Source organism: Vibrio splendidus (assembly GCF_003345295.1).
Classification (GTDB): domain Bacteria; phylum Pseudomonadota; class Gammaproteobacteria; order Enterobacterales; family Vibrionaceae; genus Vibrio; species Vibrio splendidus_K.
Window position 1 is genome coordinate 1,050,450 of the sequence record NZ_CP031056.1, and the last position, 22,507, is coordinate 1,072,956.

Consider the following 22,507-nt stretch of genomic DNA (forward strand, 5'->3'; position numbering starts at 1 on the left):
AAACCTTGTTTAAGTGTCCAGTCATCCTTTTAGTCATATCAAGGAGAAGAAGCCGAACCTTTTTCGAGAGGGTTCGGCTTTTTACTGGCTAAGAGTTCTTAACTCGATCTTTAGTCCTTGCAATGTAATCTGCGTTAGTTAGATCGGAACGTAAGAAATCATCATCTAGCAGTTCAAGGAACTGCTTACATCGACCTACAGTATCAAGTTTAAAGCCGTTGTCATTGTCGTTAACAGACATGCTCAAAGACTTGAAGTGAGGTTTCTTTTTCGTAAACTCGATGATTTTTTCATGAGGTACGTTTTCATTTAATACCGCAGAGTTTCGATAAACTTTAACTAGTTTACGTGCGAACGATGTCTCTTTCTTGATTCTATCATTGAACATAGTTAAGTCTTCGACTAGACCCGTTGTATCCAGCTTTTTCGAATACAATTCAGCTCGGCTATGAATAGCGTTTTTGAAGCCAAGCCTGGTTTCTAACGTGTTAACATTCTCAATCAGGTAGTGCTTTCCAGTTTGCATAAATACAAAGTTAGCGTTCAACTTTAGGATATCTTCTTCTAATTCCACTAAACGAGATTGTAGGCTAGTGAGGTTTAGAAACCCTTTGTCAGGGCCGATAATAGATACTGGGAAGATGTGCTGATAGAAGGCCATTTTTGCTGAGGTAACTGAGCTTTGGAGTAAAACGATTACAGCCTTTAATTCGTTTAGACGACTATTACCTAAGCGAAAAACTGGAACATTATCAGTTGGCAGGAACTGCAACACTTTTTGGGTATATTGGAATTCTAGCGGCATCTCTTGAGGAGTGAAGTCATACCTGAAGAGAGCACTCTTTCTCTCGTCATAATTCGACAGCTTTACTACTGAAAAATTTTCGTTTTCAGTATATTTTCGGTCAAATTCATTGCAAAAATCGACTTTAAAACGCCTAAGAGCATTAGAGTCGATATCGGCGTCAAAGATGTCGCCAGCGTGGGTTACAAAGTAAACCCCAATACCATCACACTCATCAATGTAATTTTTGAGTACTTTTTTTACTTGACTCATTTCACTACCTTAGCAAAAAATACGTTGTCTGAAATTAACTTGTACTTAATTGATTGTTTATTAATGATTTTATCTGTTGATATTATAATGACAGATTCATACAACCCATGACTGTCAGATAAATCGGCTTTGTACAACCGATATCCAAATAAAGCTAATGTAGGGTTCGCGTAATACTTATCAGTTTTTATGAAAATCATACCTATGATGATAATCAAGATAAGGTAAGCGATTAGCTTTTTAGGGTCATCAAATGAGAAACCAAAAAACGGGATAATGTAAGTTGCGAGAAAAGTCAGGTGTTCATAATCTTCGCTTTTAACATTGCAAACCCGAACTGTTTTTCCAACGCCACCTTCAAGCATGTACTCGAACTGGCGCTTGATAATCAGTGAGCCTAAGAAGCAGAAAAGCATTAGAACAGCTAGCCAATTGGTTTTGTACATTAACCAAATATTAGAAAGGCTGATACTTACTATTTTCTCAAAATTGCACGGTTCAGTGCCACATACCTGAAAGGATTCGCTTGGCATCTTCAATGACATTATCAATATAATTGGAAATAATATTCCCAACGACAAAATGTATAGTTTAACTTTTTCTTTTGTGTTCATAAGTTAGCCTCTTGAGAAGAGTTGTCCAACCCACAATGTCGCCATATTGTGCATCTGTAACCATACAAATGTCCATACATATCTTATAGTTAGGGTAAATAAGTAGTAACACTGTTTTTATATACAGCAAGTATACCATCTGTGATCAATTTTGGTGAGAATGGTCGATACTTTTCAATCTTGATTAGTTTGTTAAGGCCGCTGTAGAGCATTGATGGATATCGGTTAGGTCGAACAACCGTGATACAACACGTGGATTTACAACAAACAGCATTGGAAGAATTGATAACTTTTAGTAGGGGAAAAGCTCATAAAAAGGATGTGAATGAGCAAGATTCTTATCCAACAATGGGGCACTTTCGAGCTAGAAAGTGCCAAGGATAGAAATTAAAACTAAGAAACGCTTGGACAAAAGTCTGCCAGCGGCTTTCCTAAATTTGCGATTCATGGGTAACTACTGGTATGGGAAGTTGCTTGATTCGGTTCCCCGTTTTGATAGTGAAGATCAGAACGGTGGAGGTGTTCAGCCTTACAGTGTTAATAGAGGTACATTCAACTAAATAATATAAAACATACCAAACGTTAACCAGTAATACTATCAGTCATCAGACCTGAGTATATTATTAAGCCATGCAACAATATTTAGACCTACTACTTGACTGTTTACGAGGTGGCTATGATTAACATATTTATAATCAGAGTATTTATTTTGGTGCATGCTCAATGGGTGAGGTTCAATTTTTAAGTTTGAAAATGGGGTTGAGCTATCTTCTAAAACCAATCCATCATTTTCACTTTTGAGCTGCTTTTGAATGTACTTGTTTGCCGCATAGTTTAATATTTGGTTACTGCCAACTTCTAAATATCGACGTCCTCCTGAAATACTAAGAATTGGTAATTCCTTCAACTCGTCGGCTTTTTGTGTCAAAGAGTCAAGTAAGCCAATGTTATTGTAGTTATCTACCCCCATTAACTCTTTAGCTGAGCAACTATCAGGTCTGTAACTTGTTGAGCTTCCAGATAAATATTCACCTGCATTTATCAAGTGTTGCATTACTTTAGCATCGGTTAATGTACCTTGATGAGGGGTTCCTATCGTTACTAACGAAGACACAAAACACTTAGCTTCCGTCAATAAATACAAGCTTTTTCCAACAAGTCCTCCCATGCTATGACATATAAGACTAACTTTGTTACTTTCTAGATCGCCATCTGTATTTCTATTAAGTAGAACTAATCTTTCAGCCAAACTCTCAGCAGCCCGTAAAACCCCATTAAGTGAATAGTAATTATAAATGAGGACGTTGTAACCATACTCTATTAATTCGGTTGCTAAAGACTCGAGGTAATCTCCATGCGCAGTGAACCCGTGAATGAGAATTACAGTTTTATCAGTTTGAAAGTCAGAAGACTTGGCTCGTGCCTTACCATCGAACCGAATTAACTCATCACCTTGTCGGGCATACTCGGTTATAGAGTGACCGCTATCATTTTTACTCATTTATTACCCCAAAAATGGCTACCAAATACTCAAACTTTGAGACTATTATTTTGTCAGCATCAATATTCAATCCATGGCTTTGAATTTCGTTTGCATCAACATCACTAACTGCACTGGAATCAAGTGGATCTAAAAGACTCATATTATTAGTAAAAACTTCAATGCTATTATTTTCTTTTCTGATCTCAAAACCATAAGAGCGAATTGTCTTACTTGTACTGTAACCAGCTAGGACACTTAACTTAACGTCTTCACCAAGTCGTGGCTCGACTGAAAGTTTTACAGAGAACTCTTTATCTAAGAAGGCTGTTAAAGACTGTAGTGTATACTTTTCATTACAAACAATTTTTGCTTTACAAATGTTGGTAGCGATAGAGGTTTCTATCGGTTTCAAAAAGGAGAACTCAGACGTGTCGGATAAAGATGCTAGATATTCTTCTTCAATATAAACACCTTTAATTCGCGATGCTTTTATCTCCAGATTAACACCTAAAGAAATACGTTCGCGAGCGGCATCAACTGATAGAATAAAAGTTGATATCTCGTCACCTTTGTTGTAGTTAGGAATAGCTCCTTCGCTAGTTGCGTCGCAAGAAATGTCAGATAGGTGTACTAGACCCTCGATGCCACCTTCTAGACCGATTAACATACCATAATCAGTGATAGACTTGATCTTACCCGTAACTTTGTCGCCTTTAACATGCGTTTTTGCAAATGAGTCCCATGGATTAGTTTTACACTGTTTCAGACCTAGAGAGATACGACGACGTTCTTCGTCGATTTCGAGAACCATAACCTCAACTTCGTCGCCAACATTAACAACTTTAGAAGGGTGGATGTTCTTGTTAGTCCAATCCATTTCAGAAACGTGTACTAGACCTTCAACGCCTTCTTCGATTTCAATGAAGCAGCCGTAGTCAGTTAGGTTCGTAACACGACCAGAAAGCTTGTGACCTTCTGGGTAGCACTTAGCTATTGCTATCCATGGATCTTCGCCTAGTTGCTTAAGACCTAGTGAAACACAAGTGCGCTCACGATCGAACTTAAGAACTTTAACTAGGATTTCGTCACCAATGTTAACGAACTCTGATGGGTGCTTAACGCGCTTCCAAGCCATATCTGTGATATGTAGAAGACCGTCAACACCGCCAAGGTCAACGAATGCACCGTAGTCAGTCAGGTTCTTAACGATACCTTTAACTTCAATACCTTCTTTTAGAGTTTCAAGAAGTTCGTCACGCTTAACACTGTTTTCAGATTCGATAACAGCACGACGAGAAACAACAACATCATTACGCTTCTGGTCTAGCTTGATTACTTTGAACTCTAGCTCTTTGTTTTCTAGGTGAGCAGTGTCGCGGATAGGACGTACGTCTACCAGAGAACCAGGAAGATATGCATGGATACCATTAAGTTCAACAGTGAAACCGCCTTTAACTTTAGCACTGATGATACCAACAACAGTTTCACCTTCTTCGTGAGCTTTCTCAAGAACGATCCAAGCTTCCTGACGCTTCGCTTTCTCTATATAAAGCTGAGTTGCATCGAAACCGTCTTCAACAGCGTCTACCGCTACTTCAACTTCAGATCCAACTGCAACTTCAAGTTCGCCAGCAGCGTTCATGAACCGTTCAGCAGGGATAATAGATTCAGACTTAAGACCAGCGTCAACAAGAACGAAACCGTTCTCGATAGCAACTACAATACCTTTGACGATAATGTTAAGTTGGATGGACGTACCTTGAGTAGGCCGACCTAGTTGTTCTAAATGTCTAATTCTTTTTAGAGTAGGCAAAATATAGTACCTCGTAACAATGACAGCTTGAGAGTAGTGCTAGCATAAGCTTGCAGGGCAACTGGTTACAACCCTTTAATAAAGTAACATGAATCAAGTAGGCTCTCAGGCCTGATGTCACTCCACATTGCATTCATTAGAAAAAGTAGGCCAAGTATTTATCTTTGAAAAGATCAGGAATAAAAACTCTAGCTTGATGTATGGAATCCACTCCCTCCTTTGCCAAGCTAGACTTAGGAGAATGAGATAAATACGAGGGTTCCAATATGTTGAGCAATAATATTATCGCTATCGACCTAGCTAAAAATGTTCTACAAGTCTGTCATATCAGTGTTCATGGTGAAATGCTTTCCAATAAACCTTTAAGCCGACAAAAAACGAAAGAGTTCCTAGCTAAAGCAAAGTCATCCATTGTTGCTATGGAAGGTTGCTGTGGTTGTCACTATTGGGGGCAATTAGCTGAACAATTTGGGCATGAAGTGAGGATCATTAACCCTAAGAAAGTAAAAGGATACCTAGAGGGTCATAAAACGGATCATAACGATGCTCTCGCGATCGCTAACGCCGCAATACAAATTGGCATTAAGTACAGCCGTCCAAAATCACTAGAACAACAATCTATGCATTCTTTAGAAACCAGCCGTAGATTCTTATCTCGCAGTGTGGTTTCCCTAGCGCTTCACATTCGAGGGACGATCTTGGGCTACGGTATAGCAAACTCTAGAGGTGAAAAAGGGTTAAAAGCTTCAGTTCAAACAGTGCTTGATGGAGAAACATCAATACCAACCAATGTCGTATCCGTTCTGTCTATGTTGTGGGAGCAATATAAAGAATTGAAAGCAAAACTCATTGCATTCGAAAAAGAGAAAAACGCTTTAACCCGTCAGATAGAACCTTGCCAACGATTAATGGAAATTGAAGGTGTTGGTGAAACAACTGCTGCAATGCTCTATACAACTCTTGGTGATGGAAAGCAGTTCAAGAATGGAAGACAAGCTTCAGCGTTTGTTGGTCTTACACCCAAACAACACAGTTCAGGAGGCAAGGTCTTTATGATTGGGATCGATAAGTGCGGTGGAGTGAAGGAGCTACGCTCCCTTCTCTATCTTGGTGCAATGTCTTACGTTGGACGACTCCCCGAAAAACCGAAGACTCAAAAGGATGCTTGGTTGAGGAGTATCATAGATCGTATCGGCTTCAAGAAGACCTGCATTGCACTGGCTAACAAAGTGGTACGGACTGCGTGGGCAATGCTTCGGTATGAGACTGAATACAAACCAGTTTTACTCACCGATTAATCACTAATAAATTGTGATATTTTACAAAATGATGAAGCATAAAAGGTAAGACCAACCTACTGAAAACCTGACCTTTCCGTCATGCTTTCCAAGCTGCTAACTCGATGAGGACAGTAGGTGCGCAAAACATCAAAGGCTAGAGGGTAGCTCCTTCAATAAGAAGCCGAATATACGACCGCATCTTAACTTTCATTGCAAAAATCACTTTGTAAATACGTGGATTCCATATATGTAAAGGGGCATTTCTGAAGTAGAACGTACCACGGGTAAAAATTCAGCTTGTGAAGGTTTTGGACAAAACCTTGTTAAGGACTTTTATAAACTAGAAGCTCATAAATTAGATCAGAGATGGAAAGTCGCATAGTCATGTGTCCAGTATTGCTGGTCTTTTAGTTATAATTTGGGTCTAAACCTTAACGCTTGCCCTCGCGAGCCTGTGATATCTTCAAGTTCTTCAACAATTTGAATAACCTGCTCATACCCATATTCAGGGTCAGGGAGAACAATGATTCTATTAAATGACTCTTCATCTTTTACGTGTGTGTTGTAGCCACGTTTTCTTAAATCTTTTGTTACTGCTTCTGCGTTATTTATATCTCGCAATGCCATTAATTGAATAATGTAATTATATTGCTGTAAAGTAGTAGCATTCGGGTTTTCTATATAGGTTATAAGTGCTTCCGAAACTATATCTTTGATGCTATTGAAAAAGAAAACCTTTGAAGATACATCGCCCGAACCAACTAGCATCATTCCGCGATTGTGCTCCTCCAAGACGACTACGCCGTTATCGAGTGTGGTACCAAATCTTATGTCTTGATGCAGAGCCACCCCAGTTTTAAATCCATTGCGCTGTGTTACTTCAATACAGTGCAAGGAAATGCGTAAGAAGTGTATGCGATCTTGCGATGGCTTTACTCGAGCCTTAACGAACTCCCCTTGGATCTTACCCTTTAATTCGTCCTGACTAAAAGGGCATTGCGGGCTTGCATCGATAAACAACCCAAGCGAATCATCGTTTGCGAGTGCTACAGGTGTGAACTTGATAAAAGACACCAATAACACGCATGCCAATGTAAAATGTCTTAGCATTTTAATAACTACCTCTAGTTCTGATTGTTCAGTGTTAGTGTTCGACAGTCTTTGTAAAGTAGGGAGCACATATTTTACTTATCATTTAGTATGTTTGCATTAAAGTAATTGAAACCATTAATTACATATTACCGACTAGCTTGAAACGGACAGATCTTCGTTAGCTGGCACTTTGAGAGAAAAGTACCATGTGTAAAAATTTCGCTCTATGAAGCCTCTGGACAGAAACGAACTAGCGGTGACCATTATGAATCTAAGCTGTGACTCAGAACAAGTAAATGACATTCTTTAGCCTAACACCTACAAGAAAGGCATTGGGTGCTTATGAAATCAAATTACATCTACGCCATCTCAAATCTTGACGCATATTTTTGTTATAACACGATCTCGAATAAAGAATCAGCCTTAGCTGTGGAGAAATAAATGAAAGGATGCGTGGTATACGAAGTCTTCTACCCTATGCCCATTAATGTCGAGCTAGGTGAAAGTAACTTCAAACTTGACGGGGAGTTCTTTTTTATAGGTGTGTCCTCACATCAAAGAGCGCTAAATACGATGTCATTCCCAAACACTATTAGTAAAGGCGCAGTTAAATACGAGTTTGAAAACCCTGTAGAGCCTCATTCAAACCAAACATTTTGCTACTCTCCCCCTATTAAAGGTCAATTTCCGACTGGCTTTTTAATGTCGACCGAAGCTGGTAAAACTAACTTCAACTATTTGAACACCCTTACAACGATTAAAGTGGCATTTGAAGCAGACTCAGAAGAAAAGACCATTGAGAAGGCCCTGAGAGCGCTCAACCATTTTATCCAAGTCTATCGATATGTGAGCAAAGACATGGGAGTTAAGGAAACTGACTTTGTCACTGGCCTGCACCCTTATTTGGTTGGTGGATTCAAAACTTACACTTTATTAGAACTCAAGAAAAAATCAGCCATGCAAAGAATCGAAGAGCTCTATGATGACGGTTGGAAGCTCAAACCTAACATTTTCCATACTCTGCAAAAGCCATTGGAAGCCAAGTTTGACTCTAAAAGAATCTCACAAGAAATCGCTCACTACCTTGTCAATGATAGATTTTATCCATGGATGCAAACTATGAATCGGTCATATGAGCTCTCACTGATTCAACACCATCATAATGCAGCAATAATCGAAGCATTCTTATCTGTTGAGCTTCGAATTTTCGAGTATGTGCCAGAAAATGGCATCCGAGTGCGCTTTAACAAAAGAAAACAAGATAGCCCTACAGTTTTCGATGTAATTAAGACACTAAAGAAGTTTTTAGGTAATAACCTTCATTCCGACCTTCACAAATTTAGAGTCCTACGCAACAACATAGTACACAAAGGTTACAAATCAACACACGAGGATTGTGTTACATCATTACAGACTGCTGTCGCCGCTCACACCCTGATTGACAAGAGTACATAGTCTAAGGATCGACACCCAGGCATTAGATTAGAAAAGTAATAGTTGATATGAGCTTATGTGTTTAGTGAAGATCAACTCTAAGAAGGAAGGGGCATAAGTTAGATAGCGAGAGGAGAACTTACATTTAATGGTCAACCTCAGAGGGAGGTTTGATCTGGATGTTTAGCTGTGAGTGCTCGGAGCGATTAATGTAAATTCTTAGCAATTCTTAAGCGGATTAAGAATTCTTAAAAAACGAAAGAAACTTTAAGAATTCCAACAACAAACTACTTATCAATGTAGCGATGTGTTTATATTTTAAGATACCGCCTGCGGCGAAGTTGCCAATATCTTTTTCTTCCTTTTCTCTAGCTCTTGCCTCGGGTAGGAGTGATCTTTGTGAGTCATCTCTTGAATGCTAAGTAAATCTTCGTCTGTAAGGCTTCCAAAAATATCGGCTTCAACCTGATTCTTTCTTGACTTGTTTGCTACTTGATATTTTATGTGCACTTGTGATGCGATAGTGTCGTTCAGCATCGAGAAGTCCGATAGAGGTTTGTGAAGAGCCTTCTCGTCCATGCCTTTAGCTCTAAGAATTTCTTCAAGTCTGAAGACTGCTTGCAGTAAAGATTCAGCTTCAAATGCCGTAACTCGATCGACAGATTCAATTTCACCAATTTGCTCGCAAACATGATGGATTGGGGCAGCGAGACTATGTGTGGTAATTCCATGTTGTAACTCTATTTTGTCTCGACCTTTTTGGACTTCTCTTTGCTTTCTAATATTATTTTTGTATGCAGCAACCTGGCAATAATCCTGTAGTGCACTGAAATGAGTATCCTTCAGTTGCATGATTTCAGGTTGGTATAGCTCAGTACCAAACATCTCGAAAGCTTCTTTTTTTGAAACTGGCTTTTTCGTTGCTAAATGCAGTTTAGCGCTCAATATCACGCCGCTCTCGTCTTTAACTTTCTTTCCGTCCTTTTTCACTGTGGCTCGAATGTGTAATGAAACTTGTTTTTTATCATTAGTTTGAAGCTCATCAATGTGCTGGAAATCTGGCTTTTGAATTTGGTAATGTACAGTTAAATTATCACTACCCTGCATTTTAATGTCATTTTTTAATTTGTATTCAAGTTCGATTATTCGATCTTTATTCATACTTCTAACCATTTCTTATTATTTTTATTAGTATGCAGATATATTAATTGGAATGAATGAATATAGCAATGACTATTATTAATAGTTGACAAGTAAATGTTATCAATTAGTAGGGCTTAACAATTTTCTTTCCTATTGTTGTATTAAAGTTAATATTCATCTAGTTGAAGTTTTCTCTGTTTAAATAAATTTAGTGCGAGTGATTGTTATAAAAAAACATATAAGGTAATAATTAATAATCAACAAACAAAGTTATGAAATTTAAATATAAATAACGAAATATCAATAATTTAAAGTTCGTAGGTTTATTGTTGGTATATTTACGGACTCTTCCAAACAGCAAGGTTTGTTCGCATAAGCTATTTCAGTTACACTAAATCTAAGGTAAGAGAGGGATTAGTCGGATTGAAAAAGCCCCTCCACCCGCGCTGCCATCGCAAGATGCTTCGGGAGAAGATAATGCAGAGCGACTGCGAAAAGCGTATAAAAAGGTAATCTGGAGATTCATCGCCCCTACTCACAGGGGCGTTTTTCGTTTATAGGGAAGGGGATAAGTCATTTTCGATAGTTTCGTGCTCTAGCAGTGCTCTTTGTCCCGTCTCCTGAGCCTTGTTTGCCTTTAATTTGCATTTCGAGGTCGATAGTATCAATGACTTCGTTTTTACGGCCATCATGAAGATATTCTTGATTCACAGTAAAGCCGAAGAGATTTTGGTACTCACTGTCGAGAAGTACTTCTGCAAACTTTATATCTGTCGATGGTGGGCGCACTTCCCGAGTGTCAAATCCAAAAAATTCGAGAATCATATCGATAAACATCTCGGCCCATTTTAGCTCAAGATAAGCACGATACTCAGGGCCTGTCATTCTCGGTGTTTCTTCGAGATTTTTGATTGCAAATCGACGACTGACAATGAAAACTCCATCTTTTCGATGGGCTCTAAAGTTTCGTTTCTTACGCAGGATTTTGAGAATATGTTTGGAGAAATGAAGTTCGTCCATCTTGACTTGAACATCGTAAACCTTTTTGCCCAACAATCTTATGTCATCAAGCTTCTTGAATGCGATGATGTCCTTTTCTTCATCATCTCTCATCCTGGTTTCACGAGCTGATATTTCTCTAGCAAGGCCCAGTTGTTCATCAGTGACATGAGCGAGTCTTTCCGTGATTTTTTTGAATCCAAACCTTCCTTTATAGCCGATAGAGGAGGCATTAAGGATGTAGTTCTCTTTGCCTTTGTACGGCTTCTGGAGCTTCACTCTATAAGACATGCCGCTCACCTTGCCTGCATTGCTGAACTTGAGCTGAACGCCTACGCCTGCTTCTCTGAGTGCGAGCATCCACTCTGATAAGGTGGGTTTGATTGATGACTCTTTGAAAAAATAACTATGTACAGTTGTCACCCGTCTGGCGATATCCGCCTTGTGCGGAGCCTTGGCATTTAATCCCTGGTCGTTCGGAACCATCTTGATTGAGCCATCTTTTTGCTTCTCTGGTTTCATGATGTCGCCAGGGGAGGCTAGCTGGGTCAATTCAAATTCTTTCTCAAGTTTTCTAACTGATTCGAAGGCTTTATCCCAGTCGCCCCAGCGTCTTTTGACTTTCTTAGTGAAGACGTTAATTCGGCTGACAACAATGTGAAGGTGAGGATTGCTGTCTTTATCGTGCTTGAAAGCAATCCACTTGCAATCCTCGTAGCCCAAGTCTTTCATGAATTGGTGAGCTGCCCTAGTCCATTGAGAGTGGTCTAGGTCTTCATTCGGTGGTAGTGAGAGAACAAAGTGCTTCATGTGCTGTTTGCAGTTTTTATTCTCTCTGCTGATAGCTACGAACTCATCAATTACATTGCCCCAGTTCTGATCCAACTCATCGGGCTTGAAGACCATTTTTACAGCAGAATCTAGTTCGTTAGATGTAACGTAAGTGCTTTCCGAGTCGGTCTTGTTTCTTAGCGAATAGTTGAGTAATTGATTTGCATCTAGCTCGGTATCATCCATCTCATCTTCAGTAGCCTTATATGGGGCTTTATCATCGGCCCGTGCTGCATACGTTAGTGTTTGAAGTATATCGAGGTCGGTTTGAACTTCATTTTTTGGTTTGCACTCTTTAAAAATCATCATGAGCCTCCTGCGATTGAGGGTGGCGAATCTGAAAGTCTTTTTGTAGTTGAACAAACTCATCCTTTGATAGGTTATTTATCACTAGGGCTATTATGGTGTCATTGCTGATATTGCCCTCAATTTCCCTTCTGACTATCTTCAACTGTTCGAGTAGCTTTGTACTTGTTTCAATTACAACATCAACAGATACTTGTAATAGTGTATCTTTGTCTCTATGAAGGGCATGAACGAATTGATTGAAGTTACTGAAGTAGCTTTGAGAGCTATGAAGAAATGCACGACTTGGTTCTGTGATTATTGCCTTGGGCTTGACTGAGTTGAAAACACAGTCTCGAACAAAATCCGCTCTGTGCTCATAGCCTGATTCAGCAACCTGTCTATCAACCTCTGCCATCTGAGTGCTTGTGACTCTGCATCTCAAGTCTTTGCTTTGCTTTTGATCTGGAGCTAACTTGGGAGCTCCGCCCTTGTTTTTATTATTTGTCATTTGAATGCCTACATTTATTATTATTGTTTTTGAATTCAGCATTTTTGCTGTGATTTTTTATTACTGTTTCTAAATGTTCTGGAGTTGCCATAGATGGGTGAAACTTGTCTCTTCGCACTGAAAGTGCGGCACCAGCGGAAAATCACGGAGTGGATTTTTCAAGAGCCCTCGGAGAGCGAGTATCGAAAAGGGTAGAAACGGAGTTTCGTGTCCCTTGAAGGTGTAGCTCGCTATATTATTAACTCTTTGAAAAATATGAATATGATATATTTTGGTTTTTTGGCTAACTCAAAGTTCTTATTCTTAGATAATTCGCAGTACACGTGTGCGCCGAAAATGTTTATGTTTATTTCTCGCACAATAGGTGTGCGATTAAATTATTTATTCCCTTGTTTTTAAAGATCTATGAATAATAACGGTACCAATCAATATTAATATTAATAATTTCATTAATCAACTGACATTGAAGTTTTGATTTGGTATGTTTTAAAACTTTTTTCGATTACGTATTATTATTAATAAGTTAAAATTTTAACTTGTTTAAATTAATATTTTTTTGGGATTGGTTTGTAAAATGCAACAAATAAAAAATTAATCTATAAACAATTAATAAAATGTCTATAGAAATGTCAAATTGAATATTTTAAATAAACAAAAATATTTTCTAATAGCTCAGAGCTGACAAGTCCAGCATAGTGATTTGTCAAAATTAAGGATTAAGATAGAAAATAGGGCTGCGTTTTGGGCTTTTTCTCATTTATACATCATTACCACATTCTCCGTCATTGTAATAAATTACATCTAATTACATGATTTCTGTAATTACAAAAATCTTGGTTAGTGATAGCCTTGTTCACAACGAATGAAGAGGAGATCAGATAATGAACATGACTAAAGAAGAATCTATCAGATGGATAAATCACGCAATTGCATTCTACGAAAGCCTAGGCAAGAAACAGAAAGAACTTGCAGAAGACTTTGGCATAAAAGAGTCTAGGATCAGCGAGCTGAAGAATGCCAAAAAGCCACTAAAAGTATCGCCTAACCAAATAAGACAGATCATTGAGCTATGTGGTGCACCTAAAAGAGATCCAGGTCGGTTTGAGCATGTTGAGTTATACAACAGCTTAGAGTTGTTCTTTGAACTGTACATCCCAGTAACTTTCAATCGATTCCATTGTGACGTTTATCAATATATGTCTAATATCCGTGTTATTGAACAATTGATTGATAAATGTAGTTTTGAAAGTGAGTCGAGAACCGAAAAAATTAGAAGTATAAACCAGTTGGTGCGATCGGAAGGCTTCGCTGAAATATGTAAAGATGTTGGGTTTAACGACAAAGTTACAGGATCTTCGATTAACCAATTTTCATCAATAACTGAGCCGTATGGGGTTTCAATTAGTAATAAAGATACTTTTCATATTCTTCGACAATTGTGGTCGCTTATCGATGTACTGCCTGAATTTCAATTCGGTAGGGAAACCAACTGTGGACTTGATGTTTTAGTACCGAAAACACCTGTTGTGGTTACGGGAAATCGTATAGCTGCATTTATGCCAGAACATTCAATGCATGATGGGCCAGCGAACGAACTGGTAGAGAAAGAGTTAATCAGGCTAATTAGTGATTACCTTCCATCCATACGTGACCTACCAAAATTGGATAATTGGAACACTATACGTGTAGAGGTGTATTTGAGTGAGAACATGAACTATCACCTATTGATTCACATGTCTCAAGGTAACTTAGAGCCATTAGACCTTTCTCATGAATCTACTATCCCCGAGGGTTTCGAATGGTGTAACTACGACGCCGCCGTTGGCGAACGTGATCGAATAGCACTGATTAAGAATGTTAATACTTTGGATTTGTTTAGGCAGATAGAAGAACTTAGGAAATGGCAAGGTTTAGAGCAAGATAACCTCTACGAACTTAAGCAAAACATAGCTAAAGCTGGAGGGCATATTCCTGGAGCTTACGTGCTGGTTTAATAACCAAGTCTAGGATGAGCAAAGGGTTATATAACTTCAGATAGCTAGGATAATAAAATGAAAGAAGAAAAAGAAAAAATTGGCCTTTTCATCGATGCCGATAACGCTCCAGCAAAAAAGATAGATAAAATCCTGTCTGAGCTTGCTCGTTATGGAGTTGTTAATATTCGGAAGGCATATGGCAACTGGAAAAACCAGAACCTTAAGGCATGGGAGGATGTTCTGCATGAACATGCGATACAGCCAATTCAGCAATTTGATCTAACAAGAGGTAAAAACGCGACTGACATGGCATTAGTGATCGATGTAATGGATGTCCTATATACAAAAGATATTGATGTAATTTGCTTAGTTTCATCTGATTGCGACTTTACGCCCTTAGTAACTCGAACCTTGGCTGATGGTAAAACCGTTATTGGTTTTGGAGAAAGAAAGGCTCCGTCGCCATTTGTTAATAGTTGTTCTAAGTTCTTGTATCTAGATGATGACCCCAAAGAGGCTCGTCATCCAGTAGTAAAAGACAAGCAGCTACATAGAGATACACGTTTAATGAATCTACTGCGCCAAGCAGTAGAGGCAACTGAAGAGGAGAATGGATGGGCTAGTTTGGGGCCAATTGGCAACCATATATCTAATCATGCTTCATTTGACCAACGGAATTACGGGTTCAAAAAACTAAGCGATCTGTTTGTGGCAATTGATCTATTTGAAATGAAAAAAACGAACGGTTCTGTACTGTGGGTGAGAGACAAAAAGCGGTCAAAGAAACAAAAATAGGGCATTGTCATGGCGGCAAATTAGGTGAATATTTGGCCTTGAATTTTGTGAGTAGGAAGTCGTTTTACATCGTTCGTTATCCAACTAGGCCTAATGGTAAGTCTAGTTGGATGTTAGACATTTTCTTTCTCATACTCTTTCTTTATACAGGGAAGAGTATAGGTTTTTATATACGAAAATCCTTCAGCTGATTTGCCTTATCTATGTTATCCAAGATTGTGTCTACGATATCTTGTGTTGTTAGCTGAAATTCTATGATTCTAGATTTAATCTTGAAGTACCCATGAGGCGATGGGCTAGGGGACGTGTATTGCTTCAAAATATCTGTAATGTACTCTTCAATATCTTTGGCCTTTGTATCCACTTCTGAGTAGTCATCACTATCTGTTCACCAATTTATGTAATACGACTGGTTGTATGGTTGTATGGTGGTAGGTCTGAAAGCGAACCAAAGATAATGTATCCATTTACAAACTTTAGTTCAGGACAAATTTTTAAAAGTCCTTCACAAATATTTTGCATAGCGTGGCCTTATGTATATCAGTGGCTTTGACAAGGTTCAATGTTTGATGAGTATGGGTAAGTTATACTCTATACCTTGAAAAACAAAGTATTACGGTAAAAAAATGGACTTAAACTTACTAAAATCTAACTATGAATCGGTACTAAAAGATCTTAATAGTACTGACTTTATCAATGGTGAAGACAGGTATTCAGGAGTTTTTCTACCTTATCCGTTTGAGGAGTTTAGTTCTGCCAACAGGCGCGTAATGATAGTAGGAAGGGAAACTGCTAGATGGAATACGCTCAACAATAAAAATACGATAAGTCGCATTGTTAAGCATAATGATACTAAAAACCTACGATCTATCATTGATGAAGCGTTTGAACGATATTCTTGGCATTTATTGGACAAGAAAGGCGGAGAGTTAAAAGTTTCTCATCGTTCTCACTTTAAACGATTCTACTCCAAGCTTGCTCAAGAGCTTTCTCTCAGCCCTCAACAACTTATTTATGCCAACTTGTATGCTTGGGATTATAACGGGGTATCGCCACAACGGCGCGGTAAAGAAGAGTTCTCGGTTATTCAAAAGTTATCCGCAGAGCTTTTGGTTGAGACGATCAAATTTTGTAAACCCGATAGTATTGTGTTCGCAGTTGGATGTAATCGTAAAAACGATGAGACAATTAAACTTGTCATGAACAAGTATTTTGGAGGGTATGAAACGAAGGAACTGGAGAGCAAAAAGTACTGGAGATTTACTAGTAATGGTATGGATTGCTACAGGATAGCTCACCCGAGAGCAAACTCTAAAGAGCAGCAAGACTTTCGAAGCTTAGTTATTAATAAAGTTACAGGGTAGTGAGTGTTATGACCGCAATAAATGCCAACAACATGATCAACAAGGCTCAAGTTATTGAAGCTTATGTAAAGGCAGTAAACGGTTTAGATGACTACTTAGAATACCGCTTTGATTCACCCAAGGATAAGGAATTTGTCTTACGTGTACTTGCTGAACTAAATGATGCGCTAATTAGCACCAATAAGTCAGTAGATTAACGGCATATATACTTGAGTCATCAAAGACGGAATGAGCAAAAGCACATTTGATTGCCATCGTACTTGATAAGGGTGAGGCCAGGCCTTTTGCTCTGATGTTTTTGGCTCCCCGTTACAGATCTTTTCTTGGATAGTCAGTATTAAGACCTTAACTCCTGTCCAGAACCTTTATGGGTTGAATTTTTACCCATGGCACTTTTTAACACAAAAATACCCCAAGACGAGTTTAGGATGGAGCGTTCCTCGAATTCCCGTTAGTACTTTTCATTAGCAGATCTTATCAATAACCTCTTAGCTGAGTGGTCAATATAGCTTTTTCACTACAGGACGACCAGTGAATGCTAAGACTGCTCGGAAGTGCCGAGCGGTGAAACTCTTAATCAGATGCTAACAAATCGATAGTATGCCGAATCTTTATGACTCTAGTTACTTATGTAATTGGTTGATATAATCCCTTTATTTAAAAAATAATAAGTAATTAGCGACAATAACCTATTTGGAACCATATAAATGAAAATCGTTAAGAGCACATGGATTGATCCTATACCTACAGAGGCTGTTGATAGTATCTACTTAAGGGTTAACTCATGGGATGACTACTCCTTTGAGACTCAATTCAACGTTATAGTGTTTGATAGTGAAGGTACACGCTATGAATTAGGTGATGTGAAGATTGGGTATAGAGGGCAAGTTTCTCCTAGTTTAACTCGAGATAACATGGATCAAGAGTATCAATCTGGATTGCCAACTGCTTTCTTCTCTTTAGGGCAGGACGTTGATTATTATAAAAAAATATCCAATTTGAAAGAGAGAGATAAAGACCGATTCTTAACCTCGTTACGAGATGTCGTCGCAGATGAAACTCAACTGGAGCGGTACAAAGAACAATCAGTATTCAAAACATCTCTAACTAGATTTGTTTCATTATCTTCAATAGAAAGTCAGTACCGAAGAGTATTAAATGGTGGTGACCTACTACAAAAGTATCAATTTAGATATGAGACTGCACAATCCACGGATCAAGCAAATTATTGTTTAGATTTCAACGTATATCCAAAATCAAAGCCATCCACTAACGTTCATGTATTAATTGGCCGAAATGGGATCGGAAAAACAACGTTGTTAAACGGAATGATTTCTAACCTTATAGATAGAACAAACTGTGGTCGATTTGTAGATATATCCGATGAAAATGATGACGAGGTATTAGATCCATTATATTTTTCAAAATTAATATCAGTTTCATTTAGTGCTTTCGACCCATTTGAGCCGCCAAAAGACCGCGAAAATGATAATGAAAATATAAACTACTCCTATATTGGTTTAAAAGCAAATAGGAGTGGAGGAAAGCAGAGTCATTCTACTCTCAAAGATCTAGATGAGTTAAGCATTGAATTTTCTACAAGTATTAGGAATATTTTTGGCTTAGTACAAGCTAAGAGTAGATGGCTTAAAGCTATTACTTATTTGGAATCAGACGTTAACTTTTTGGATATGGGTTTAAAGAGATTAGATAACAATATTGATCCAGATCTCATAGAAGAAATTTCAAGAAAATTATTTTTGAGGATGAGTTCTGGTCACGCAATCGTAATGTTGATAATAACGAGACTCGTTGAGTTAATTCAAGAAAAAACACTCATTATAATGGATGAGCCTGAAAGTCACTTACACCCCCCTTTGTTGTCTGCATTTACTCGCGCTCTATCTTCTCTGCTGATGGAGAGAAATGGCGTTGCGATTGTAGCTACACATTCGCCAGTGGTACTTCAAGAAGTACCAAAGAGTTGTGTTTGGAAGCTTAGTCGTACGAGAGCATCAGGAAAACAGGAACGCCCTGAAAGAGAAACATTTGGAGAAAATGTTGGTCTATTAACGCGAGAAGTTTTTGGTCTCGAAGTAACTAAGTCTGGTTTTCATGATTTGCTAGAGTCTTCGGTTGAGGAAGAAAAGGACTTTGCGACAATTCTTGACGAGTATAAAGGACAGATTGGTTTTGAGGGAAGGGCTGTTTTAATGGCTTTACTGTCAAAAACAGCTGCGACTAAGGATGACGAATGAGGCACTTAAAAAAACCTGAATTCGACTACAAAAAAGTTTTTACACTTTGTGTGAATAGTATTGGTGATGCAAATGACAGGAAGAGATTTCATGCTGTTTCTCCCAAGGCATTTTCTGAGTGTGATTTATACCTTGTTTATTCAAATTCGAGCGATTGGTATAATATTCAACCTGATTCATCCCACGAAGATACGATTATATATGGTGGTGTAACTAAGAAAGAGTTAAAAGGTCTTTATACAAATCAACTTGTTGGATTAAACAAGAAAGGTCGTAAAGTATATGACTTTTTGTTTAATATTGCTCCTTATAATAAATGTCCATTTTGTGGTTTTTCGACAGTTGAAACACTAGACCACTATTTACCCAAGGCTAAATTTCCGCTCTTGTCAGTATTGCCTGAGAACTTAGTACCTTCTTGCAATAAATGTAATAAAGGGAAAAGCAGCGGGATTGCTACGGTGAAAAATAAGCAGACGCTACATCCTTACTATGATGACGTAAATCAACAACAGTGGTTATTTGCTCGTCTTAAAGAGGATGACTTCATGCGCATGGAGTTTTATATTAATATGCCCAATACTTACTCTCGTATCATGCAGGAAAGAATACAATCACACTTTGTCGATTATCATTTATCAAATAGATTTTCGATAGAAGCTGCATCGCGGTTAGCCACACTCAGAGAAGTTTTTATAGAAAATGCTCCCCAAGTAAATCCATTAGATTACATTAGAGCACAGCTTAAAGTTGATGCTGACAACGAATTTAAACTACATAAGAATTCGTGGGAAACAGCGATGTATCAGGCATTGCATGAATCTGACTGGTACTGCCATGAAGGATTTCAAAATGATGTGTACGATCCTACGGCTTATGTAATGGATGATGATTTGGAGGCCTTGATGTAGCAATCCAATAGTAAATTCGAAAGGGGCTGATGTGTATTATATGCATGTCCTTTAAGTGAGCTTTCGGATTACAACTTTACATGTGCCACATCTTTTCACTCGTTTGATCGAAGCGTCCTAAACGGGAGCAGAAACAAGAAGATGGCACGGGTAGCACTAAGATCACAAAAGCATCAATTGAATGTTATAAACGAATGCTAGTTTTATACACATCAAATGTGACTCATTAATGGACAATTGACTCTTTCAGAAAAACTCCATTTTTTCAATGCTTTAATTTATAAAGGTCTCGGTAAAGATAGTATTCAAATCCCTATCTCTCCGCCACACTTTAAGCCCTAGCAGAAATGCTAGGGCTTTTTCCGTTTCTGCGTCACAGGTTAAAAAATAATAGGGTCGAATAGTGCCTTTTTCCTTCCATAGTTAACAATACTTGAACTAATCCATAGTTCGCTAAATTAGCAAGCGAGCTGACATGTTTTTGTCCAAAATCGAGTTTAGAGCACATCTTAAATAGTTCTTATCAGTGCAAGAAAGTCAAAGGCTTGTCTTTTGCCCACTCAACCACAGAGAAAGCCGAGCAACCTCCACAAACTCCCCTTGGCGGTAGCACTCGTATTTTACCATTGGCTTTAACGCTAAAGGGGGAGAGCAGTTCTTTGTTGTGGTGAGTTAATTTGCCGTTCTTGATTTTGAGCGGTTTGCGGCCTGTTCAGTTGCGACTCTTTTGTTTCTTCCCCCTTTGCCAGTAGCGTTCAATGTGAGCGATGCGATCTAATCGCTTATTGGCGTTGCACTTTTTGCAACTTTTACCATGCATGCTTGACGTTTTTTTAAACAAGGCGTAAGTTGAATATGAACTCACAACCGAACTGAAACTATGTAACTAACTGATTTATGGATGAGCAACGCTCGGCATAAATACAGACAAAACAGAGAAACTATTATGAATAACTTACCTCAATCCATCGAGGAGCTTAACCAGCTTCTTGAGACTGGCGCATCCGTCAACATTGATGCTGCTATCAAACACATTTCTGAGCTTCCTTACGCGACTTTCAGCCATGCCGAGATTAACAAGCAAGTGGGCCGTATGCTGGTCGCTTTGGTTCAAAGCCGTTTGGATTCCGTGTTGAATACCTCGTCAGAGAGGGCGTTTGTAGAACAAACCTTGCAAGAGCTCGAGCGCAGATTCTGTCTCCCTTCTTTTCGTCTGTCATCGTATATTCAGCCTGTCATCGGCCAGTATTTTCACGATCAATTTATCCAGCATTTAAAGCGTGAGATTGAAAACGACAGCGATATCGAGAGAGGGGCGTTTGTCGAAGGTTTTATCACCGAGTTTGCCTCGCTATTTTCCCTAGACAGGAGGCACCTGCACAGCTTTAAGCTACAAGGGCGAATAAACCGTTATTTTCCGAGTGCGGATTTTCATTCCGTCAAGGCGCGCAAAAGTCGCTACGATCGGGATGAACTTCGTTTCCAGCGAGACCTATCAGATCTGAATACCGCCCAACAAATAGGTCTGCGTAAGATCAAAAATACCAATGGTGGTAAGTTTGAATCTGGCACCGTGGCTGAAGGTGCGTGGGTAAAAATGATGGATGAGTATTTTGGCGAGCAGTTTGACGTTCACCAAGACATGCCTATCCATTTTGACGGGCACCGCTTGCCTAAATTTGACATAGTGCTGAGCAAAAAAGATCGCTCACACAGAACCCGTGCGATTACAGATTATGTCGACGCTAATGATGTCGTTGCGGCATTTGAAGTAAAAAGAACCCTTAAAAAACACCATGTGGCGTTTGGCGCTAAAGAGGCCAAGGAAATATTCGAGGATCGCTGCATGGGGTTAAAAAAAGCCGTCATGCCGCAGCACCGCTTCATCGATAGGCAGCTTACGCCGTATCAGATGCTGCGCGGTAAGATTTACTTTGGGGTATTGAGCCTAGATATTGACCCCGCCGCGATGGATGTGCTGATATCTGGCGATAACCACGCCGAGAGGCATCGAAACCTTGATTGCTTGCGCGAGCTTTCAGACCAAGATGAAGGGTTTTCTGACTACGCTGCAGACATTATTTATTGCCCTGAAAAGCTGCTCTGGGCCAAAGAAACCAAGCTGATGCCAAGAAGCTTAGATGATCAGCAAGATCTCTATTTTGTTCAACAAGGCGCCAATGATATCGATAGTTCGGTCTCATCTTTTGGTTATCTTATTGCTTCGATGCGGCGCTTTTTTATCGCGCAAGGCCATATCGCTAAAGCAGAGCGAGAAGAGTATCTTAAGCCTTATCAACACTTCGCTTTTCTTTATTCTGCCAGCAGCCGAGTTAGGATTTTTATCAGTACCATTGATTGGGATATGCCCTACCATGTTAAAGAGCTCGGTATCTATCTAAGAACCGACATTCCCAACGAATACTCGAGTTTATTGTTATCAAACCGACAGCCACTAAAGGCCATGAAGCAATGGTCTACTGAGGCAGCGCAAGACATTGCAGGTTATGTAAAAAGAGAGCTTAAACGCATCGTAAAACTGGAGCTACAAAGGAACTATTTGCCGTTGCCTTTTGGTGTCTATCTGGATGATGACAGTTTTGATGCCTACTGCGATTCTCTGTTTGCAGGTTAAGCACAGTCGCATTGTTTATCGGCGCT

16 protein-coding genes and 1 pseudogene are annotated in these 22,507 nt (G+C 39.0%); 9 read left to right on the forward strand and 8 right to left on the reverse strand.

Annotation, left to right across the window (positions count from 1 at the left end; genetic code table 11):
* Window positions 1–88 precede the first annotated feature (88 nt).
* The 4 genes and pseudogenes from kwaB to rpsA form a co-directional block, all read right to left on the reverse strand.
* Window positions 89–1,057: an anti-phage protein KwaB gene (gene kwaB, locus DUN60_RS20295; RefSeq protein WP_114635257.1), complete on the reverse strand. Its 969-nt coding sequence runs from the start codon at window positions 1,055–1,057 to the stop codon at window positions 89–91.
* Entirely contained in the window at window positions 1,054–1,671 is a 618-nt protein-coding gene (kwaA, locus tag DUN60_RS20300) for an anti-phage protein KwaA (RefSeq protein ID WP_114635258.1), read from the reverse strand. The genes kwaB and kwaA overlap by 4 nt, the downstream gene beginning before the upstream one ends.
* 598 nt (window positions 1,672–2,269) lie before the next feature.
* Entirely contained in the window at window positions 2,270–3,172 is a 903-nt protein-coding gene (locus tag DUN60_RS20305) for an alpha/beta hydrolase (RefSeq protein WP_114635259.1), read from the reverse strand.
* Between the two features lie 484 nt (window positions 3,173–3,656).
* A pseudogene (gene rpsA / locus DUN60_RS20310) lies at window positions 3,657–4,949 on the reverse strand (30S ribosomal protein S1); the annotation flags it as partial.
* Between the two features lie 284 nt (window positions 4,950–5,233).
* On the opposite strand from rpsA, the gene DUN60_RS20315 reads away from it, so the two are divergent.
* Window positions 5,234–6,265 (forward strand): IS110 family RNA-guided transposase, encoded by a 1,032-nt coding sequence (locus DUN60_RS20315; protein ID WP_114635260.1) that lies wholly within the window; start codon window positions 5,234–5,236, stop codon window positions 6,263–6,265.
* Window positions 6,266–6,658: 393 nt separating this feature from the next.
* On the opposite strand, the gene DUN60_RS20320 is transcribed toward DUN60_RS20315, so the two are convergent.
* Window positions 6,659–7,357: an SPOR domain-containing protein gene (locus DUN60_RS20320; RefSeq protein WP_141652850.1), complete on the reverse strand. Its 699-nt coding sequence runs from the start codon at window positions 7,355–7,357 to the stop codon at window positions 6,659–6,661.
* Window positions 7,358–7,780: 423 nt separating this feature from the next.
* Between DUN60_RS20320 and DUN60_RS20325 the strand changes: the two genes are divergently transcribed.
* Entirely contained in the window at window positions 7,781–8,794 is a 1,014-nt protein-coding gene (locus DUN60_RS20325) for a hypothetical protein (protein WP_114635261.1), read from the forward strand.
* 297 nt (window positions 8,795–9,091) lie between these two features.
* On the opposite strand, the gene DUN60_RS20330 is transcribed toward DUN60_RS20325, so the two are convergent.
* The 3 genes from DUN60_RS20330 to DUN60_RS20340 form a co-directional block, all read right to left on the reverse strand.
* Complete coding sequence (locus DUN60_RS20330; RefSeq protein ID WP_244212222.1) at window positions 9,092–9,934, reverse strand: hypothetical protein; 843 nt, start codon at window positions 9,932–9,934, stop codon at window positions 9,092–9,094.
* Between the two features lie 555 nt (window positions 9,935–10,489).
* A complete protein-coding gene (locus DUN60_RS20335) occupies window positions 10,490–12,055 on the reverse strand; it encodes a relaxase/mobilization nuclease domain-containing protein (protein ID WP_244212223.1) in 1,566 nt (521 codons plus the stop codon).
* The gene (locus DUN60_RS20340) at window positions 12,042–12,542 is read right to left on the reverse strand and encodes a hypothetical protein (protein ID WP_114635262.1); all 501 of its coding nucleotides are present in this window, start codon (window positions 12,540–12,542) and stop codon (window positions 12,042–12,044) included. The genes DUN60_RS20335 and DUN60_RS20340 overlap by 14 nt, the downstream gene beginning before the upstream one ends.
* An 881-nt stretch (window positions 12,543–13,423) precedes the next feature.
* Here DUN60_RS20340 and DUN60_RS20345 point away from each other — a divergent pair.
* The 7 genes from DUN60_RS20345 to DUN60_RS20380 all read left to right on the forward strand — a co-directional run bounded on the left by DUN60_RS20345 (window position 13,424) and on the right by DUN60_RS20380 (window position 22,481).
* Window positions 13,424–14,536 carry a helix-turn-helix domain-containing protein gene (locus DUN60_RS20345; protein ID WP_114635263.1) on the forward strand — a complete coding sequence of 371 codons (1,113 nt, stop codon included), beginning with the start codon at window positions 13,424–13,426 and terminating at the stop codon, window positions 14,534–14,536.
* Between the two features lie 57 nt (window positions 14,537–14,593).
* On the forward strand, window positions 14,594–15,313 hold the full coding sequence (locus tag DUN60_RS20350) for an NYN domain-containing protein (RefSeq protein ID WP_016788570.1): 720 nt from the start codon (window positions 14,594–14,596) through the stop codon (window positions 15,311–15,313).
* A 626-nt stretch (window positions 15,314–15,939) separates the two neighbouring features.
* The gene (locus tag DUN60_RS20360; protein ID WP_050648095.1) at window positions 15,940–16,677 is read left to right on the forward strand and encodes a hypothetical protein; all 738 of its coding nucleotides are present in this window, start codon (window positions 15,940–15,942) and stop codon (window positions 16,675–16,677) included.
* An 8-nt stretch (window positions 16,678–16,685) separates the two neighbouring features.
* A complete protein-coding gene (locus DUN60_RS20365; RefSeq protein ID WP_114635264.1) occupies window positions 16,686–16,874 on the forward strand; it encodes a hypothetical protein in 189 nt (62 codons plus the stop codon).
* A 510-nt stretch (window positions 16,875–17,384) separates the two neighbouring features.
* Window positions 17,385–18,935, forward strand: coding sequence for an ATP-dependent nuclease (locus DUN60_RS20370; protein WP_114635265.1), 1,551 nt, complete (start codon window positions 17,385–17,387; stop codon window positions 18,933–18,935).
* Window positions 18,932–19,846 carry an HNH endonuclease gene (locus tag DUN60_RS20375; RefSeq protein ID WP_114635266.1) on the forward strand — a complete coding sequence of 305 codons (915 nt, stop codon included), beginning with the start codon at window positions 18,932–18,934 and terminating at the stop codon, window positions 19,844–19,846. The genes DUN60_RS20370 and DUN60_RS20375 overlap by 4 nt, the downstream gene beginning before the upstream one ends.
* Before the next feature lie 946 nt (window positions 19,847–20,792).
* The gene (locus tag DUN60_RS20380) at window positions 20,793–22,481 is read left to right on the forward strand and encodes a DUF6602 domain-containing protein (protein ID WP_114635267.1); all 1,689 of its coding nucleotides are present in this window, start codon (window positions 20,793–20,795) and stop codon (window positions 22,479–22,481) included.
* Window positions 22,482–22,507: the final 26 nt, after the last annotated feature.

What these genes read in the sequence shown, in the direction of transcription:
- kwaB (WP_114635257.1), bottom strand. Translation starts at nt 1,057, where the DNA reads ATGAGTCAAGTAAAAAAAGTACTCAAAAATTACATTGATGAGTGTGAT.
- kwaA (WP_114635258.1), bottom strand. Translation starts at nt 1,671, where the DNA reads ATGAACACAAAAGAAAAAGTTAAACTATACATTTTGTCGTTGGGAATA.
- DUN60_RS20305 (WP_114635259.1), bottom strand. Translation starts at nt 3,172, where the DNA reads ATGAGTAAAAATGATAGCGGTCACTCTATAACCGAGTATGCCCGACAA.
- DUN60_RS20315 (WP_114635260.1), top strand. Translation starts at nt 5,234, where the DNA reads ATGTTGAGCAATAATATTATCGCTATCGACCTAGCTAAAAATGTTCTA.
- DUN60_RS20320 (WP_141652850.1), bottom strand. Translation starts at nt 7,357, where the DNA reads ATGCTAAGACATTTTACATTGGCATGCGTGTTATTGGTGTCTTTTATC.
- DUN60_RS20325 (WP_114635261.1), top strand. Translation starts at nt 7,781, where the DNA reads ATGAAAGGATGCGTGGTATACGAAGTCTTCTACCCTATGCCCATTAAT.
- DUN60_RS20330 (WP_244212222.1), bottom strand. Translation starts at nt 9,934, where the DNA reads ATGAATAAAGATCGAATAATCGAACTTGAATACAAATTAAAAAATGAC.
- DUN60_RS20335 (WP_244212223.1), bottom strand. Translation starts at nt 12,055, where the DNA reads ATGATGATTTTTAAAGAGTGCAAACCAAAAAATGAAGTTCAAACCGAC.
- DUN60_RS20340 (WP_114635262.1), bottom strand. Translation starts at nt 12,542, where the DNA reads ATGACAAATAATAAAAACAAGGGCGGAGCTCCCAAGTTAGCTCCAGAT.
- DUN60_RS20345 (WP_114635263.1), top strand. Translation starts at nt 13,424, where the DNA reads ATGAACATGACTAAAGAAGAATCTATCAGATGGATAAATCACGCAATT.
- DUN60_RS20350 (WP_016788570.1), top strand. Translation starts at nt 14,594, where the DNA reads ATGAAAGAAGAAAAAGAAAAAATTGGCCTTTTCATCGATGCCGATAAC.
- DUN60_RS20360 (WP_050648095.1), top strand. Translation starts at nt 15,940, where the DNA reads ATGGACTTAAACTTACTAAAATCTAACTATGAATCGGTACTAAAAGAT.
- DUN60_RS20365 (WP_114635264.1), top strand. Translation starts at nt 16,686, where the DNA reads ATGACCGCAATAAATGCCAACAACATGATCAACAAGGCTCAAGTTATT.
- DUN60_RS20370 (WP_114635265.1), top strand. Translation starts at nt 17,385, where the DNA reads ATGAAAATCGTTAAGAGCACATGGATTGATCCTATACCTACAGAGGCT.
- DUN60_RS20375 (WP_114635266.1), top strand. Translation starts at nt 18,932, where the DNA reads ATGAGGCACTTAAAAAAACCTGAATTCGACTACAAAAAAGTTTTTACA.
- DUN60_RS20380 (WP_114635267.1), top strand. Translation starts at nt 20,793, where the DNA reads ATGAATAACTTACCTCAATCCATCGAGGAGCTTAACCAGCTTCTTGAG.